This is a genomic window from Xenorhabdus thuongxuanensis (genome assembly GCF_001908095.1).
GTDB classification, from domain to species: domain Bacteria; phylum Pseudomonadota; class Gammaproteobacteria; order Enterobacterales; family Enterobacteriaceae; genus Xenorhabdus; species Xenorhabdus thuongxuanensis.
This window is the reverse complement of the sequence record NZ_MKGR01000013.1, coordinates 30,708-45,953: the sequence shown is the minus strand read 5'-3', so window position 1 is coordinate 45,953 and position 15,246 is coordinate 30,708. Positions and strand designations below refer to the sequence as shown.

The following is a 15,246-nucleotide window of genomic DNA, read 5'->3' as shown; positions in this document are numbered from 1 at the left end:
GGTTAGGAACGTGTCAGTTAGAATTGCTGTGAGATACTGAATTTGTAATTCCGGCCGATACCTGAAATCGACTCTCCTTGCGCTCCCAGGTACGGATAGTAACCACGGTTGAACAGATTATCGACAGTGACCCGTGCTTCAAATCCTTTGATAAAAGAAGGACGCCAGCTTGCAAACAGGCCGTGCAGGGCGTAGCCCTTACTTTTATGGAATGACCAAGAATCTGCATTTGGATCTCCATCTATAGGGGAGCGATCTTGTTTGCGGATAAAATCACCTTTCCATCCCATTGCCATCTGCCATTGCGGAATTTTAAACCCTAACATGGCATGGGCAGAAGTTGGCGGTATTTCCGCAAGCCAGGTTTTATGCCCTAACCACGGATCACGTGGAGAAGCGTCACGTTGCCCACGCATGGTAGAGAACGATAATTTTCCAAACAGTGTGGAGCTGTCGTAGAACGTTTCTATTTCTAAGCCTTCAATCGTATATCCCGGTAAATTGCGGTAATTTCCCAACGATGTTCTACATGAACGGGTTGATCCACTATCAAGTTGGGCTTTACAGTAAATACCGCGCCTTCTAAAGATCTCATCTTTACCACGGTTACGGAATAAGGTGGTACGGATTTGCAGGCTATCCTCTTCAAGTATCAAGTTATCGAAATCGAGAATTGCACCGAGGCGTATTCCTGCCATTCGTTCAATACCAAGATCGCGGCTGGAGCCTCTAAGGCTACTAATGTTCCCTTGTACTTCATATTGTTCATCAACTATTGGTGCACGCCATGTACGGCTGATATCTGCAAACAATGAAAGGTTTTTATTTGTTTGCCACAGAATGCCTAAATGGGGTGACCAGCCGGTATAGGTTACACTGCTATAGTCATGATTAGATTCTGGCGATGTATCGTTATACAGTGGCGCGTTATTTTCTTTACCCCTATTTTTGACATAATCATAACGAACACCCGGTGTGACGGTGACGCTGCCTATCTTCAGGGAATCTTGCAGATAGAAGCTGTAAGCGAATTGATCGCCAGCAGGCATATAGCCTGGTTGATAATAACCATAGTTATAGTTTTTGTTTTTTATTTTGTCTTTATTGAACATCAGCACATTGCGTTCGTTTTTATGCCAACGGGTTCCCACCAGTAATTCGTGTTTAATCATACCGGTTGAGAATACGCTTTTGTTGTTGATATCAACCAGATTATCGGTGTAATCAACCCAGCTTTTATTACCCATTGATGTACTAAAATAGGGGGAGGCATTTTCTGGGCGAGTATCGTCTTGCTTGGTTTTGGAATAGGCATAGAGCATCGTCAGGTTTAACCACGGGTTATTTTCTGGTGCAATATTCCATTTGGCAGTGTAGTTCTGATCAAGTTGATCACGAAAGACCAATTTTCTTTTCCAGGCGCCATCCCAACCGTATTCTTCTACATCTTTGGGTGATGGAGCGGCCATCTTATCACGGTTAGCCGCCCAGGGTTGCCAGCCATCCGATTCAGATCGCATAGCAGACAGGCTAATCGTATGAGCATCACTGGGATAAAAATTGGTTTTCAATAAGTAAGATGTTTGGTTGTTTTGTGAAAACTCAAAACGTGTGCCATCAGGGCGTTTAATATTGTGCCCATTTCGCTTGCTCACATAGAGCAACCCATCGGCAAAGCCATCGGGATCCCTGCCGTATATTGCGCCACTATTGATCCATTGTCTGTCATTTGTGTGGTAGCTTTGTTTGACAAACCCGCCCCAATCTTCATCGGGGCGCAGTAAATCGTTCGCTTCTTTTGTCACCAGTTTGACCGAACCACCAAATCCACCATTGCCGTTAAGTAAATTGTGTGGCCCTTTATCAACCTCGACTCGTTTGATTAATTCAGGCTCAATAAAGACAGAACCCTGCATATATTTTTCAAATCCTTTTGGCGCATCGTCCAACGTGATTTTGATATCTTCCTGGTCGCCCATTCCCCAGATATTCAGGGTTTGCCCACCGGGGCGTGGTGAACCTGACATTGAAACGCCAGGAAGTTGGTCGAGTAACTGGGCAATATTATCGGCTTGAATGCGGTCAATATCCGCCTTTTTGAGCACAGAACTTCCCGCACTGGTGCTGTTGCGCAAACTTTCAACAACGGAAAGTGTGGGTAATTTTATCACCTCATTTTTCTTTTCAGACTTTTGTTCTTTGGGATCTTCGGTTGCGTAAACAGCGCTGGAGAATGCCGCTCCCAATACTAATGTACCGGTTAAAATTTTCTGAATTGTGGTAGCGATTGGGCGTTTTTCTAATTTTTGACTATTATTTGCCATAAATTTCCTGAAATGTGATCAAATGAAATATTTTCAAAGTAATAAGTCACCTGAGAAATTAAAAAAGGTAAATAAAAATGAGAACTATTTTTATTTACCTGCGGATTTTGGCAAGCATATCATACGATGATGAGGCTTATCCCAATGGATGATGAGATTTTTGGCATTGAAATTGAAGTTCAATTTCCTTACGTACTAGGGGGTCGTCAATGAAGAGAAATTCGAAATATAAATACGAGGAAGGTGAGTGTTCAAATAATATTGCTTGAATATCTCAATTCCCCGTATGAGTGATTTAGCCAGTGTTTGTGAGAATGAATGGATTGATCAATGGTTTGTTACTCATTGCCGGACAGGAGCATCATTGGCAACATAATATTTTGCCTGACTGCGGGGTAGAGGAGAAATTCCCCTGATTTTATCAGCAATTTTTTCGGCCATCATAATTGTCGTGGCATTTAAATTACCGGTAATAATTATTGGCATAATAGAGGCATCAATAACACGTAAATTTTCAATGCCATACACTCGTCCTTGACCATCCACGACCGCCATCTCATCGGTTCCCATTTTGCAACTGCATGATGGGTGAAATGCTGTTTCGGCATGTTCACGAATAAAGGCATCTAACTGCTCATCTGACTGATTTTCAACACCTGGGCTGATTTCACGTCCACAATATGGCGCCAGTGCAGGTTGCGCCATAATTTCCCGCGTAATGCGAATAGCAGCACGGAACTCCTGCCAATCCTGTTTTGTTGACATGTAGTTGAATAAAATACTGGGATGCTGACGTGGGTCTCGCGACTTAATTTTTACCCGACCCCGGCTTGGGGAACGCATAGAGCCAACATGAGCCTGAAAACCATGTTGATTGATAGCATTGCTGCCATTGTAATTAATGGCAACGGGCAGGAAGTGAAATTGAATATTTGGCCAGGCAAATTTTTCATCGGTACGAATAAAGCCACCTGCCTCAAATTGATTGCTGGCACCAATACCTGTGCCTTTGAATAACCATTCAGCGCCAATTTGAGGTTGGTTATACCATTTCAATGCGGGATAGAGGGAAATGGGTTTGAGGCATTCATACTGCAAGTACATTTCAAGGTGATCTTGTAAATTTTGTCCAACGCCTGGCAACACGTGCACCGCAGGAATACCAAGCTCGTTTAATACTTCTTCGGGGCCAATACCTGAACGTTGCAGAATTTGTGGAGATGCGATCGCACCCGCGCAGAGTAAAACTTCTTTACGTGCTTTTGCCTGGGTTAAAGTTGAGCTATTGCCTTGATAAAAATTGACACCAACGGCTGTCTTTCCTTCAAATACGAGGGTATCAGTTAACGCATGCGTAATAATAGTGAGATTGGAGCGTGAACGTGCTTGATCCAGGTAACCACGGGCTGTGCTGGATCGGCGCCCTTGAGGGGTAACGGTGCGATCCATTGGCCCAAAGCCTTCTTGCTGATAGCCATTCAGATCGTCAGTACGTGGATAACCCGCCTGGACACCGGCTTCTATCATCGCGTGAAAGAGTTCATTGTTTCCTGCCTTGGGCGTTGTGACGCTGACAGGCCCGTCTGCACCATGATAGTCATTTTCGCCAATATCCCTTGACTCAGCTTTGCGAAAATAGGGAAGGCAATCAAGATAAGTCCAGTCTTCCAGACCAAATTGTGTTGCCCAATGATCAAAATCCAGCGCATTGCCACGAATGTAGCACATGCCATTGATGAGTGAAGATCCACCCAGTCCTTTACCGCGCCCGCACTCCATGCGCCGGTTATTCATATGGGGTTCGGGATCGGTTTCATAAGCCCAGTTATAACGGGTTCCCTGCAAGGGATATGCCAGCGCCGCTGGCATTTGAGTACGGAAGTCGAATCGGTAATCTGGCCCACCTGCTTCCAGCAGCAGGACAGTCACATTGGCATCTTCCGTTAAACGAGTTGCAAGCACGTTACCCGCTGAACCAGCACCGATAATAATGTAATCAAAAACCATTGTTATCTCCTCTGTTTCAGGCGTGGATTAAAATAGGGATTCAAAATTGCCTAATTCCACCTGTATTGATTTGGTTTGTGTGTAATTTTGTAGTGTGACCAGCCCATTTTCCCGGCCAACACCAGAATGTTTATAGCCGCCGACAGGCATGGCTGCTGGAGATTCTCCCCAGGTATTGATCCAACAGATCCCTGCTTCTAGCTGGTGGATCACGCGATGTGCGCGGGAAAGATCTTTGGTGACTAATCCTGCACCCAGGCCATAATGTGTGTTATTGGCACGGACAATGACTTCATCTTCCGTTTCATAAGTCAGGATAGACATCACGGGCCCAAAGATTTCTTCCTGTGTAATCAACATATCATCGGTACAGTCACTGAATACTGTTGGTGCAACAAATGCACCTTTCGCCAATTCACCCTCCATCAGGCGTTCGCCACCACAAAGCAGACGGGCATTGCTGTTTTTACCGTTTTCGATATAGCGTAAGACAGACTCCATATGTGGGAAACTCACCAGCGGACCAAAGTTAGTGTTGGGATCGAGAGGTGAGCCAATTCGGATGCGTTTAACACGCTCAAGAATCTTTGTTTCAAATTGTGAAAGCAATGCTTTAGGGGCAAAGACTCGTGTTCCGTTCGTGCAAACCTGACCTGAACTGAAAAAGTTTGCCATCATGGCAATATCAGCAGCACGATCCAGATCGGCATCATCAAAAATGATCAGCGGGGATTTGCCACCTAATTCCATCGTGACTTCTTTTAGGGTGGAAGCGGAAGCATTTGCCATCACTTTTTTGCCGGTCATAATACCGCCAGTAAAAGACATTTTAGCGATTTTAGGGTGAACAGTCAGATAATGCCCGACTTCATGACCGGCTCCGGTCAAGACATTAAAGACACCATCAGGTAAACCGGCTTCGGTATAGATTTCGGCTAACTTCAAGGCGGTAAGAGAGGTGAGTTCACTGGGTTTGAAGATCATAGCATTGCCGGCAGCCAGAGCTGGTGCTGATTTCCAGAGGGCAATTTGGATAGGGTAGTTCCATGCGCCGATGCCTGCTACGACCCCCAATGGTTCACGGCGTGTATACACAAAAGATGATTCACGTAATGGGATCTGTTGGCCTTCAAGGGCTGGAATTAAGCCAGCATAGTATTCCAATACATCGGCACCCGTGACGATATCAACCTGTTGGGTTTCAGAAAGGGGTTTGCCGGTATCCAGTGTTTCCAATTCAGCCAGTTCATCATTGCATTCACGCAAGATATTCACCGCCTTGTGTAAGATCCGTGAACGTTCCACCGCAGTCATGGCTGCCCAGATTTTCTGTCCTTTTTGGGCGCTTTCAACTGTTAAATCAACATCTTGTTCTGTTGCAGACTGAAATTGAGCAATAACTTCGCCATTAGCTGGGTTAATTGCGTCAAAAATTGTATTATCAGGATTGGTGCTATCTACATAAGTACCGTGGATATAAAGTTTTTGTAATCCAAAATGGGTCATAGATTCTCCTTAAGAGTCTATCTATTAGTTGATAAGTCAGGACTTATCAGATAATTCGAGTTTCTGTTCGATGTAATCGATAGTAATTTTGAATGCCTCTGTTATATCAAAAGGCTTCCTGCTTAATGCACTTCGCAGCCAAATGCCGTCAATCAAGGCAGCAAGACCTTGTGCAGCCCGCCGCGCTTCTGCTTTTGGCATGGCACGTTTAAATTCAACACAAAGATTGGAATACAAACGGCGTTCATTGATTTGTTGTAACCGATACAGGTTTGGTTGATGCATGCTACTCGCCCAGAATGCTAACCAGGTTTTCGTTGCTGCGCTGTTGATCTGGCTGGGATCAAAATTCCCTTCGACAATGGCTTTCAACCTTTGTGTGGGAGTTGCGTTATCGAGCAGGCATAATCGGCGTGCTACAGCCATTTTTAGCTGATGCAATAGATAACGCATAGTGGCTTCCAACAGGCCGTCTTTATCCTTGAAATAGTGGCTGATAATACCGTTGGAAACCCCTGCTTTTCGGGCTATTTGTGCAATAGTTGCTTCCTGCATTCCAACTTCATTCACAACGATTAATGTTGCATCAATGAGTTGTTGTTTTCTTATCGACTGCATTCCAATTTTTGGCATGATTTTATGCTCAGAAAATCAATTATTCGAACAGTATTAAACTTTTTTTTAATTGAATGTTCAATCAAAATTAAATATGTTTTATCACAATAATTTTACAATAAAGGGGCGATTTTATTTAACATTTTTTAAGTTTTATATTAAATTCAAATGGTTATATGTCTTATGCTTTTCATGTGTTTTAATGCTATTAATTTCAGGAACTGCCTATGAATACACAAGACAGTCCAAAAAACACCCAGAAAGATACCCTGAATTCTGTCGTTTTTTTTACTTCTGCCGGACTGATTATTGCATTTTCTTTGTTCACTATTTTTTTCACGGATGCAACAAGTATTTGGATAAAAAATACACTGAATTGGGTATCTAAAACTTTCGGTTGGTATTATTTACTGGCCGCGACACTTTACATTGTGTTCGTTGTTTTTGTTGCAGCCTCCCGTTTTGGTTCAATCAAATTGGGACCGGAGCAATCTAAGCCGGAATTCAGCTTGCTGAGTTGGGCGGCAATGCTGTTTGCCGCTGGGATCGGCATTGATTTGATGTTTTTCTCGGTGGCCGAACCTGTTACGCAATATATGCGACCGCCAACGGGTCAGGGGGAAACAATTGAAGCAGCTCGTCAGGCGATGGTGTGGACACTGTTCCATTATGGCCTGACGGGCTGGTCGATGTATGCCTTGATGGGAATTGCACTGGGATATTTTAGTTATCGTTATAATTTACCCTTGACTATCCGCTCGGCACTTTATCCTATTTTTGGTGACCGCATTAAAGGCTCAATTGGTCACACGGTGGATATTGCAGCCGTAATAGGGACCATTTTTGGTATTGCAACGACGTTGGGAATTGGGGTTGTGCAGTTGAATTATGGCCTGAAAGTGCTTTTCGGATTACCGCAAGGATTGGGGGTTCAGGGAGGATTGATATTATTATCTGTAGTGATAGCCATTATCTCTGTAACTTCTGGAGTAAACAAAGGCATTCGATTTTTGTCTGAATTGAATGTCCTGCTGGCGCTAGGCTTAGTTTTGTTCATTTTGTTTATGGGCGATACTGAATTCTTGCTTAACGGATTAGTGCAGAATATCGGGGATTATATCAGCCGTTTTATGGGTATGACGCTGAACAGTTTTGCATTTGAACGTCCAACTGAATGGATGAATAACTGGACACTGTTTTTCTGGGCATGGTGGGTGGCCTGGTCGCCGTTTGTAGGGTTATTTTTGGCGCGCATTTCTCGTGGCAGAACTATTCGTCAATTTGTTATGGGAACATTAGTCATTCCATTTGTTTTTACACTGTTGTGGCTATCGATTTTTGGTAACAGTGCGTTGTATGAAATTCTTCATGGTAATCGCCAATTAGCGGAGACAGTGCTACAACACCCAGAACGAGGTTTTTATAATTTGCTGTCACTTTATCCGGCATTCACATTTAGTGCTTCTGTGGCTACCATTACCGGATTACTGTTTTATGTCACATCGGCGGATTCTGGCTCGTTAGTGTTAGGCAATTTCACCTCTAATCTGAGTGATATTAATAATGATGCACCGAATTGGTTGCGTGTTTTTTGGTCTGTGGCAATTGGTGTATTAACGTTAGGCATACTCATGACTGATGGCATTTCTGCTTTGCAAAATACCACGGTCATCATGGGGCTCCCTTTTAGTTTTGTGATCTTCTTTGTTATGGCGGGGCTATATAAGTCTTTGCGGGTGGAAGATTTCCGCAAAGCCAGTTCGTTGCACAATACATCCCCCACGCTTATTCATGACAATGGTTCATTGAACTGGAAGCAGCGTTTGAGCCGTATGATGCATTTTCCTGGTACGAAGAACACTCAGCGAATGCTGGATATGGTGTGTCGTCCGGCTATGCTGGAAGTGGCTAAAGAGTTGGTGGTGCGTGGTGCGAAAGTGCAGTTTAATGCACTGCCAGCCAAAGGAAACAAGCGACTGAATCCACTGGAGTTGATTGTTGATTTAGGTGATGAACAGAATTTCATCTATCAAATCTGGCCACAACGTTATTCTGTGCCTGGATTTACCTATCGAGCGAGATCGGGCAAATCTTACTATTACAGATTGGAAACTTTTCTGATGGAAGGAACACAGGGTAATGATTTGATGGACTATACGAAAGAGCAAATCATTAGCGATATTCTTGATCACTATGAAAAACATCTGAATTTTATTCACTTAAACCGAGAAGCACCGGGGCAAACATTGATTTTTCCCAGTTGAGGATAAGTGAAAGAAAGATAAGTGGAATATAGTGGAGAATAAGAGTAGCTGATAAAAAATCGCCTGTGTTATATGAAGTGACAGGCGATTTTTTTACTAAAATAAATCATGCATTGATTTTATCATTCAATCTTGACGGGAGTTGAGTACATGTTGGCATTCGGAAAAATCAACTCGTTGACGTTTTGCTGAAGAATTAACTAGAGTTTCATGATCTCATTCTGTATATTTATACAGCTATTTGATGTGAGGAGATCAGATGCGCAAAATTATTCATATTGATATGGATTGCTTTTTTGCCGCCATTGAAATGCGGGATAATCCATCACTCCGTAATATTCCCATTGCAGTAGGGGGAAGCGCTGATCGAAGGGGAGTAATTAGTACGGCAAATTATCCTGCCCGCCGTTTTGGGGTGTATAGTGCGATGTCTACTGCCATGGCATTAAAACTTTGTCCTCAATTGAAAATCATCCCTGGCAGAATGGCGCATTATAAAGAAGTATCTCAACATATCCGCCAAATTTTTTCCCGTTACGCTGAATTGATTGAACCTCTTTCTTTAGATGAGGCCTATTTAGATGTGACGAATTGCCGATATTGTTATGGTTCTGCCACGTTGATCGCCCAAGAAATTCGTCAGACAATTTTTGATGAATTGCAGTTAACTGCTTCCGCAGGCGTTGCACCCGTCAGGTTTTTAGCCAAAATTGCTTCTGATATCAATAAACCCAATGGTCAATATGTTATCTCTCCTGAACAAGTAGACACTTTTGTTAACTCACTGCCATTACGCAAAATTCCTGGTGTCGGAAAAGTCACAGCCAAGCGTTTATCAGACATGGGGTTGGAAACCTGTTCTGATGTGCAACGTTATGACAAGCTGACACTAATAAAAAGTTTGGGTAAGTTTGGATTGTCACTTTGGCAGCGCTGTCACGGTATTGATGAACGGCAGATTACGCCAGAACGTTTGCGTAAATCCGTTGGGGTAGAAAAAACCTTGGCGCAGGATATCCATGAATGGCATGAATGTGTGGAACTGATTGAACAACTTTACCCTGAGCTGAAAAAACGGCTGGAAAAGGTAAAACCCGATCTCCGCATTGCCTGTCAAGGTATCAAATTAAAGTTTGATGATTTTCAATTGACGACACATGAACATGTCCATCCTATGTTGGATAAACGCGATCTGATTCAAATAGCAAAACGAGCCTGGGAAACACGCAGAGAAGGACGAGGAGTCAGGTTGGTTGGGCTACATGTGACATTACAAAACCCACAACTGGAGCGTCAGCTTTTATTGGAATGGTAAGGGGTAAAAAACGCAATCTCCCCCACAAGCAATGGCGGGAGAGAGGCCGTATAACTTTCTATTATTCTTTAGCCGGAATAGCTTTTAGAATTGCAGTGAGTAGCTGCCAATATTGACCGACACTTTTAATGTGTACTTTCTCATCAGGAGAATGGGCACCTCGAATGGTTGGGCCGATAGAAACCATGTCCATAGCAGGATACGGTTTTTTGAAGAGGCCACACTCTAAACCAGCGTGGATCACCATAATATTCGGCGTCTTATCGAAGAGTTGATGATAAGTTTCACGTACTAAATGCATGATTGGAGAATTGGCGTCAGGCTGCCAGCCCGGATAGCTGCCACTTGCCATGGTTTCTGCGCCAGACAGTTTTGCCAGAGAATGCAGCATTTCAGTAACGTAAACCTTGCCACTTTCGATAAGTGAACGGATCAGGCATATAATCTCGGCTTTCTCTTCGTCCATGGTTATAACGCCTACGTTCAACGAAGTTTCTACAACACCTTTGGCAACATCACTCATACGAATAACACCATTCGGTATGCTATTGAGCATGGCTATGAAGCGAGCCTGGCAATCCGTTGTTAACGCTTGTGATGATGCTTCGGTTTCATCTAACAAGAGAGCGAGATTATGTTCAACCACGGAATATTCGTTCTTCAATGTCTCCAGATAGCTGTCTTTTATCTGATAGAGTTTTTCAACTTTATCAGCAGGAACAGCAATCACGGTAGAACCTTCACGAGGAATGGCATTGCGTAGGGTTCCACCTTGCAGATGAATTAATTTCAGATCCAACTCACTGGAATACGCAGCCAGGAAACGAGCCAGTAATTTGTTGGCATTACCCAATCCAAGATGAATATCGCCACCAGAGTGACCACCTTTTAATCCCTTAATAGTTAATTGCAGGGTTTTATAGTTAGCTGGCAGAGCTTCACGGGACAGGCGTAAGGTTGTGAAAAAATCAATGCCGCCCGCACAACCCATGTAGATTTCGCCTTCTTCTTCCGAATCGGTATTGATCAGAATATCAGCTTGCAGCCAGCCGGATTTCAAGCCGAATGCGCCATCCATACCTGTTTCTTCAGTCATGGTCAATAGAACTTCCAATGGGCCGTGTTTAACGGATTCATCCGCTAAGACTGCCAGAGCGGAAGCCATACCAATACCGTTATCCGCGCCTAAAGTTGTACCATCAGCTGTAATCCAATCACCATCAATATAAGGGCGAATAGGATCTTTTGTGAAATCGTGTAGGGTATCGTTATTTTTCTGTGGAACCATATCAAGGTGTGCTTGAAGGACAACCGCCTTGCGATTTTCCATACCTTTTGAAGCTGGTTTTCTGATTAAAATATTACCCACTTCATCCCGCTCTACATGGAATCCTTTGTTTTTTGACCACTCAATAATATGGGATGCGAGCGCTTCTTCATGATAAGAAGGATGAGGAATGGAACAAATTTGGGCAAAAATATCCCATAAGGGTTGTGGGGATAGCGTTGATAATTCGGACACGGCGAATCTCCTGTAACTGGATCTTAGTGAGAAGAAAGTGGTAGTGTTTGACACATCAGGAATTTTTGTCATCTGCATTGGCCTAATATCCATGCTATGCTTGAGAATATCATTTTATTGCCAGCAATGGGCAGTAAGAATGAGGGCTTACCTTGTTTTTACTGGTTTTTGTTGGTTCAAATCACTATAATCTCGCGCAACCTTTTTTCCGCAAAAAACGCTTTTCTGAAATATTCTTTAGTTTCCAGGATCTAATTTTATGAGTGAAAAATATGTTGTAACGTGGGATATGTTGCAAATACATGCCCGTCAATTGGCGCAACGTTTACTTCCCGTAGAACAGTGGAAAGGCATTATTGCCGTTAGCCGTGGTGGCCTTGTTCCGGGAGCGTTACTGGCTCGTGAATTGGGAATTCGCCATGTCGATACTGTCTGTATTTCCAGCTATGATCACGATAATCAGCGCGAGTTAAAAGTACTGAAAAAAGCGGAAGGTGACGGTGAAGGGTTCATTGTTGTTGATGATCTGGTTGATACCGGAGGTACTGCCCAGGCAATCCGTGAAATGTATCCGAAAGCTCACTTTGTAACAATTTTTGCCAAACCTGCCGGTCGCCCTCTTGTTGATGATTATGTTATTGACATTCCTCAAAACACATGGATTGAACAGCCATGGGATATGGGGGTCGTGTTCGTGCCACCAGTTTGTGAGAAGCAGTAAGATTTTTCCTTTATCATGACGAAACAAAACCTTTCAGAATCGCTGTTTAAACCTCGGTTTAAACATCGGGAAACCTCTACACTGGTAAAATATACTCGCCCACAATCTGTAACTACCAGTGATAGTATGCTTGGTGGGGGGCGCAGCGAGCATTGGTATCGCATGATTAATTGGCTCGCTTGGATCTGGAGGGGAGTCAATCCGCTAGAAATTCAAGATGTCCTCAGTCGGATTGCTGTGACAGATGCCGAGCGTAGTACTGAACATTTGTTGGATACTGTGGTCGGCTATCGTAAAGGAAACTGGGCATTTGAGTGGTCTCAGCAAGCAATGTACTGGCAACAGAAAGCATTGCGTACCGAAGATACGGAAAAAGCCGGAGCATGTTGGTTAAGAGCTGCAATGCTATATAGTATTGCAGCTTATCCTCATTTGCGCGGTGATGAACTGGCAGATCAGGCCATTGCGCTGGCTAATAAAGCCTATGAAAATGCAGCGCGTTTTTCTGACTATGAATTGAAAAAACTGGAATTCCAGTTGGAAGGGGGCAAGAGTGTTACTGGATTATTACACCTGCCTTCCCATGTACAGGGGCCTTATCCAACGATATTAGTCTGTGCCAGCCTTGATAATGTACAGAGTGATTGCTGGCGGTTGTTTCGTGAACACTTCTCGCCTCTTGGTTTTGCAATGTTAACGGTGGATATACCTTCTGTTGGTTATTCCGCTAAATTTACATTGACGCAGGATACCTGTGCACTTCATCAACAAGTTTTACAACAGCTAAATAGCGTGCCGTGGATTGATCATACCCGTGTAGGTATATTTGGTTTTCGTTTTGGGGCAAATATCGCTGTTAGGCTTGCCTATCTGGAGCCGAAACTTATTAAAGGAGTATCGGTAGTCGGCCCGATTGTTCATGAATTACTGCATGATGAAAAATTACAGCAGAAAATTCCGTCAATGTATATAGACGTCTTGGCCAGTCGCTTAGGTATTTATCACATTGATGAAAAGAGATTGCGTTCAGAACTGGCGTGTTATTCATTGAAGAATCAAGGGTTATTGGGTCGTCGTTGTACTGTGCCCATGTTTTCGGTGTATTGGGAAGATGATATTTTCAGCCCAAGGAAAGACTCGAAGTTGATTGCCATGTCATCAATGGATGGTTCATTACGAGCTATTCCTGCTACCTCAGTCTATAGTGGTTTCAATAAGGCGTTACACGAAATACGTGTATGGTTGAAAGATAAAGTTTTATAAAAAGAAATTTATTACTTGATATTTTTTAATCGTTTGATACAAAGGTGTTCTGTATATAAGGAGACCTTTGTATGACTTTACCTGCAAGTTATTCTAAAAATAGGTTGTTAAAGCGCTTTTCTGCATTAGGGCCGTATGTACGTGAATTAAAGTGCCAAAATGGTTATTTTTTCTTTGACTGTTTAGCCGTTTGTGTCAGCGCCAAAGCGGCACCAGAAAAACGTGAATTTTGGGGATGGTGGTTAGAGCTACAAGAGCAGGAGCAAGGTTTTGTTTATAACTATCAGATAGGCTTATTCGATAAACATGGTGAATGGAGTGTCATGAATATCAAAAAAAAGGCCGATCTTGAGCACCTTGAATCAACTTTACAGGCATTTCACAAACGTTTAGTTGATTCTTTTGACACTCTCAAATTGACATTGATCCCATCTGAAAATACCACCACTCTGCAAACGCGAGTGATAGCGTGATTTTTTTTAACCTGCTTTTGCTAAATTTTGCGTTATGTCAGTTGGCATAACGCTTCTCTCCTGTTAAAACTGAGCATTGTTTTTTTAAATTAATTGTTTTTTCAAATTAACTGTAATGGCAGAAATATGATGAATGGCAGCCAAACATTGGTTGTAAAACTGGGAACGAGTGTATTGACCGGTGGCTCTCGTCGTTTGAATCGTGCCCATATTGTGGAACTGGTTCGTCAATGTGCTCAACAGCATGAAAAAGGTCATCGCATTATTATTGTGACTTCTGGTGCGATTGCCGCTGGACGTGAGCATTTAGGATACCCTGATCTTCCGGCAACTATTGCTTCAAAACAATTGCTGGCAGCCGTTGGGCAAAGTCGCCTGATCCAATTGTGGGAGCAACTTTTCTCTATTTATGGTATTCACGTTGGGCAAATGCTCCTGACCCGTGCAGATTTGGAAGACCGTGAGCGTTTCCTGAATGCAAGGGATACTCTTCAGGCTTTGCTTGATAATCACATCATTCCCATTATTAATGAAAACGATGCCGTTGCGACAGCAGAGATTAAAGTGGGTGACAATGATAATCTTTCTGCACTGGCTGCTATTTTGGGTAGTGCGGATAAATTGTTGCTTCTGACAGACATAGCAGGGCTTTATACCGCAGATCCTCGTAGTAACCCTGATGCAAAATTGATCCCTGAAGTGCATGACATCAGTGATGAGCTGAAAACAATGGCCGGAGACAGTGTTTCGGGGTTAGGTACGGGAGGAATGGCAACAAAACTTCAGGCGGCAGGCGTGGCTGGACGTGCTGGAATTGATGTCATTATTGCCGCAGGTAATAGGCCGGATGTTATTGCTGATGTAATTGCAGGAAAATCGGTTGGAACACGCTTTCATGGCCTGACTAGCCCAATGGAAAACCGTAAGCGCTGGATTTTTGGGGCACCTCCGGCGGGGGAAATTATAGTCGATCATGGCGCGGAAGCGGCAATTGTTGGGAAAGGCAGTTCGTTACTACCAAAAGGGATCAAAAACGTTAAAGGTGATTTTTCCCGCGGTGAAGTTATTTGTATCCGTAGCTTATCGGGCAAAGATTTGGCTCACGGTGTGTGCCGTTACAACAGTGATGCGTTACGCCTGATTGCAGGCCATCATTCACAGCAAATTAGCCAGATACTGGGTTATGAATATGGCGCTGTTGCGGTTCATCGTGACGATTTGATCGTAATTTAATGA

The 15,246-nt window shown here is 43.4% G+C and carries 11 protein-coding genes; 6 read left to right on the top strand and 5 right to left on the bottom strand.

Annotation, left to right across the window (positions count from 1 at the left end; genetic code table 11):
- Nucleotides 1-17: 17 nt before the first annotated feature.
- The 4 genes from Xentx_RS10335 to betI form a co-directional block, all read right to left on the bottom strand.
- Nucleotides 18-2,324: a TonB-dependent hemoglobin/transferrin/lactoferrin family receptor gene (locus tag Xentx_RS10335; RefSeq protein WP_074020163.1), complete on the bottom strand. Its 2,307-nt coding sequence runs from the start codon at nt 2,322-2,324 to the stop codon at nt 18-20.
- Between the two features lie 342 nt (nt 2,325-2,666).
- The gene (betA, locus tag Xentx_RS10330) at nt 2,667-4,331 is read right to left on the bottom strand and encodes a choline dehydrogenase (RefSeq protein WP_074020162.1); all 1,665 of its coding nucleotides are present in this window, start codon (nt 4,329-4,331) and stop codon (nt 2,667-2,669) included.
- A gap of 27 nt (nt 4,332-4,358) precedes the next feature.
- Nucleotides 4,359-5,837, bottom strand: coding sequence for a betaine-aldehyde dehydrogenase (betB, locus tag Xentx_RS10325; RefSeq protein ID WP_074020161.1), 1,479 nt, complete (start codon nt 5,835-5,837; stop codon nt 4,359-4,361).
- A 36-nt stretch (nt 5,838-5,873) separates the two neighbouring features.
- Nucleotides 5,874-6,470, bottom strand: a complete 597-nt coding sequence (gene betI, locus Xentx_RS10320; RefSeq protein WP_074020160.1) for a transcriptional regulator BetI — start codon at nt 6,468-6,470, stop codon at nt 5,874-5,876.
- Between the two features lie 209 nt (nt 6,471-6,679).
- Between betI and Xentx_RS10315 the strand changes: the two genes are divergently transcribed.
- Both Xentx_RS10315 and dinB read left to right on the top strand, forming a co-directional pair.
- On the top strand, nt 6,680-8,716 hold the full coding sequence (locus Xentx_RS10315) for a choline transporter (protein ID WP_074020159.1): 2,037 nt from the start codon (nt 6,680-6,682) through the stop codon (nt 8,714-8,716).
- 259 nt (nt 8,717-8,975) lie between these two features.
- Nucleotides 8,976-10,031, top strand: coding sequence for a DNA polymerase IV (dinB, locus tag Xentx_RS10310; protein WP_074020158.1), 1,056 nt, complete (start codon nt 8,976-8,978; stop codon nt 10,029-10,031).
- Nucleotides 10,032-10,092: 61 nt separating this feature from the next.
- On the opposite strand, the gene pepD is transcribed toward dinB, so the two are convergent.
- Entirely contained in the window at nt 10,093-11,553 is a 1,461-nt protein-coding gene (gene pepD, locus Xentx_RS10305) for a beta-Ala-His dipeptidase (protein WP_074020157.1), read from the bottom strand.
- 259 nt (nt 11,554-11,812) lie between these two features.
- Between pepD and gpt the strand changes: the two genes are divergently transcribed.
- From gpt to proB, 4 genes are all read left to right on the top strand, one after another.
- Nucleotides 11,813-12,274 carry a xanthine phosphoribosyltransferase gene (gpt, locus tag Xentx_RS10300; RefSeq protein ID WP_074020156.1) on the top strand — a complete coding sequence of 154 codons (462 nt, stop codon included), beginning with the start codon at nt 11,813-11,815 and terminating at the stop codon, nt 12,272-12,274.
- 15 nt (nt 12,275-12,289) lie between these two features.
- The gene (frsA, locus tag Xentx_RS10295; protein ID WP_074020155.1) at nt 12,290-13,537 is read left to right on the top strand and encodes an esterase FrsA; all 1,248 of its coding nucleotides are present in this window, start codon (nt 12,290-12,292) and stop codon (nt 13,535-13,537) included.
- A gap of 71 nt (nt 13,538-13,608) precedes the next feature.
- Nucleotides 13,609-14,010 (top strand): sigma factor-binding protein Crl, encoded by a 402-nt coding sequence (crl, locus tag Xentx_RS10290; protein ID WP_074020154.1) that lies wholly within the window; start codon nt 13,609-13,611, stop codon nt 14,008-14,010.
- A gap of 129 nt (nt 14,011-14,139) precedes the next feature.
- On the top strand, nt 14,140-15,243 hold the full coding sequence (proB, locus tag Xentx_RS10285) for a glutamate 5-kinase (RefSeq protein ID WP_139292479.1): 1,104 nt from the start codon (nt 14,140-14,142) through the stop codon (nt 15,241-15,243).
- Nucleotides 15,244-15,246 lie beyond the last annotated feature (3 nt).

Excerpts from the sequence above, each read along its gene's own strand:
- Xentx_RS10335 (WP_074020163.1), bottom strand. The coding sequence starts at position 2,324 with ATGGCAAATAATAGTCAAAAATTAGAAAAACGCCCAATCGCTACCACA.
- Xentx_RS10315 (WP_074020159.1), top strand. The coding sequence starts at position 6,680 with ATGAATACACAAGACAGTCCAAAAAACACCCAGAAAGATACCCTGAAT.
- frsA (WP_074020155.1), top strand. The coding sequence starts at position 12,290 with ATGACGAAACAAAACCTTTCAGAATCGCTGTTTAAACCTCGGTTTAAA.
- betB (WP_074020161.1), bottom strand. The coding sequence starts at position 5,837 with ATGACCCATTTTGGATTACAAAAACTTTATATCCACGGTACTTATGTA.
- crl (WP_074020154.1), top strand. The coding sequence starts at position 13,609 with ATGACTTTACCTGCAAGTTATTCTAAAAATAGGTTGTTAAAGCGCTTT.
- proB (WP_139292479.1), top strand. The coding sequence starts at position 14,140 with ATGAATGGCAGCCAAACATTGGTTGTAAAACTGGGAACGAGTGTATTG.
- dinB (WP_074020158.1), top strand. The coding sequence starts at position 8,976 with ATGCGCAAAATTATTCATATTGATATGGATTGCTTTTTTGCCGCCATT.
- gpt (WP_074020156.1), top strand. The coding sequence starts at position 11,813 with ATGAGTGAAAAATATGTTGTAACGTGGGATATGTTGCAAATACATGCC.
- betA (WP_074020162.1), bottom strand. The coding sequence starts at position 4,331 with ATGGTTTTTGATTACATTATTATCGGTGCTGGTTCAGCGGGTAACGTG.
- betI (WP_074020160.1), bottom strand. The coding sequence starts at position 6,470 with ATGCCAAAAATTGGAATGCAGTCGATAAGAAAACAACAACTCATTGAT.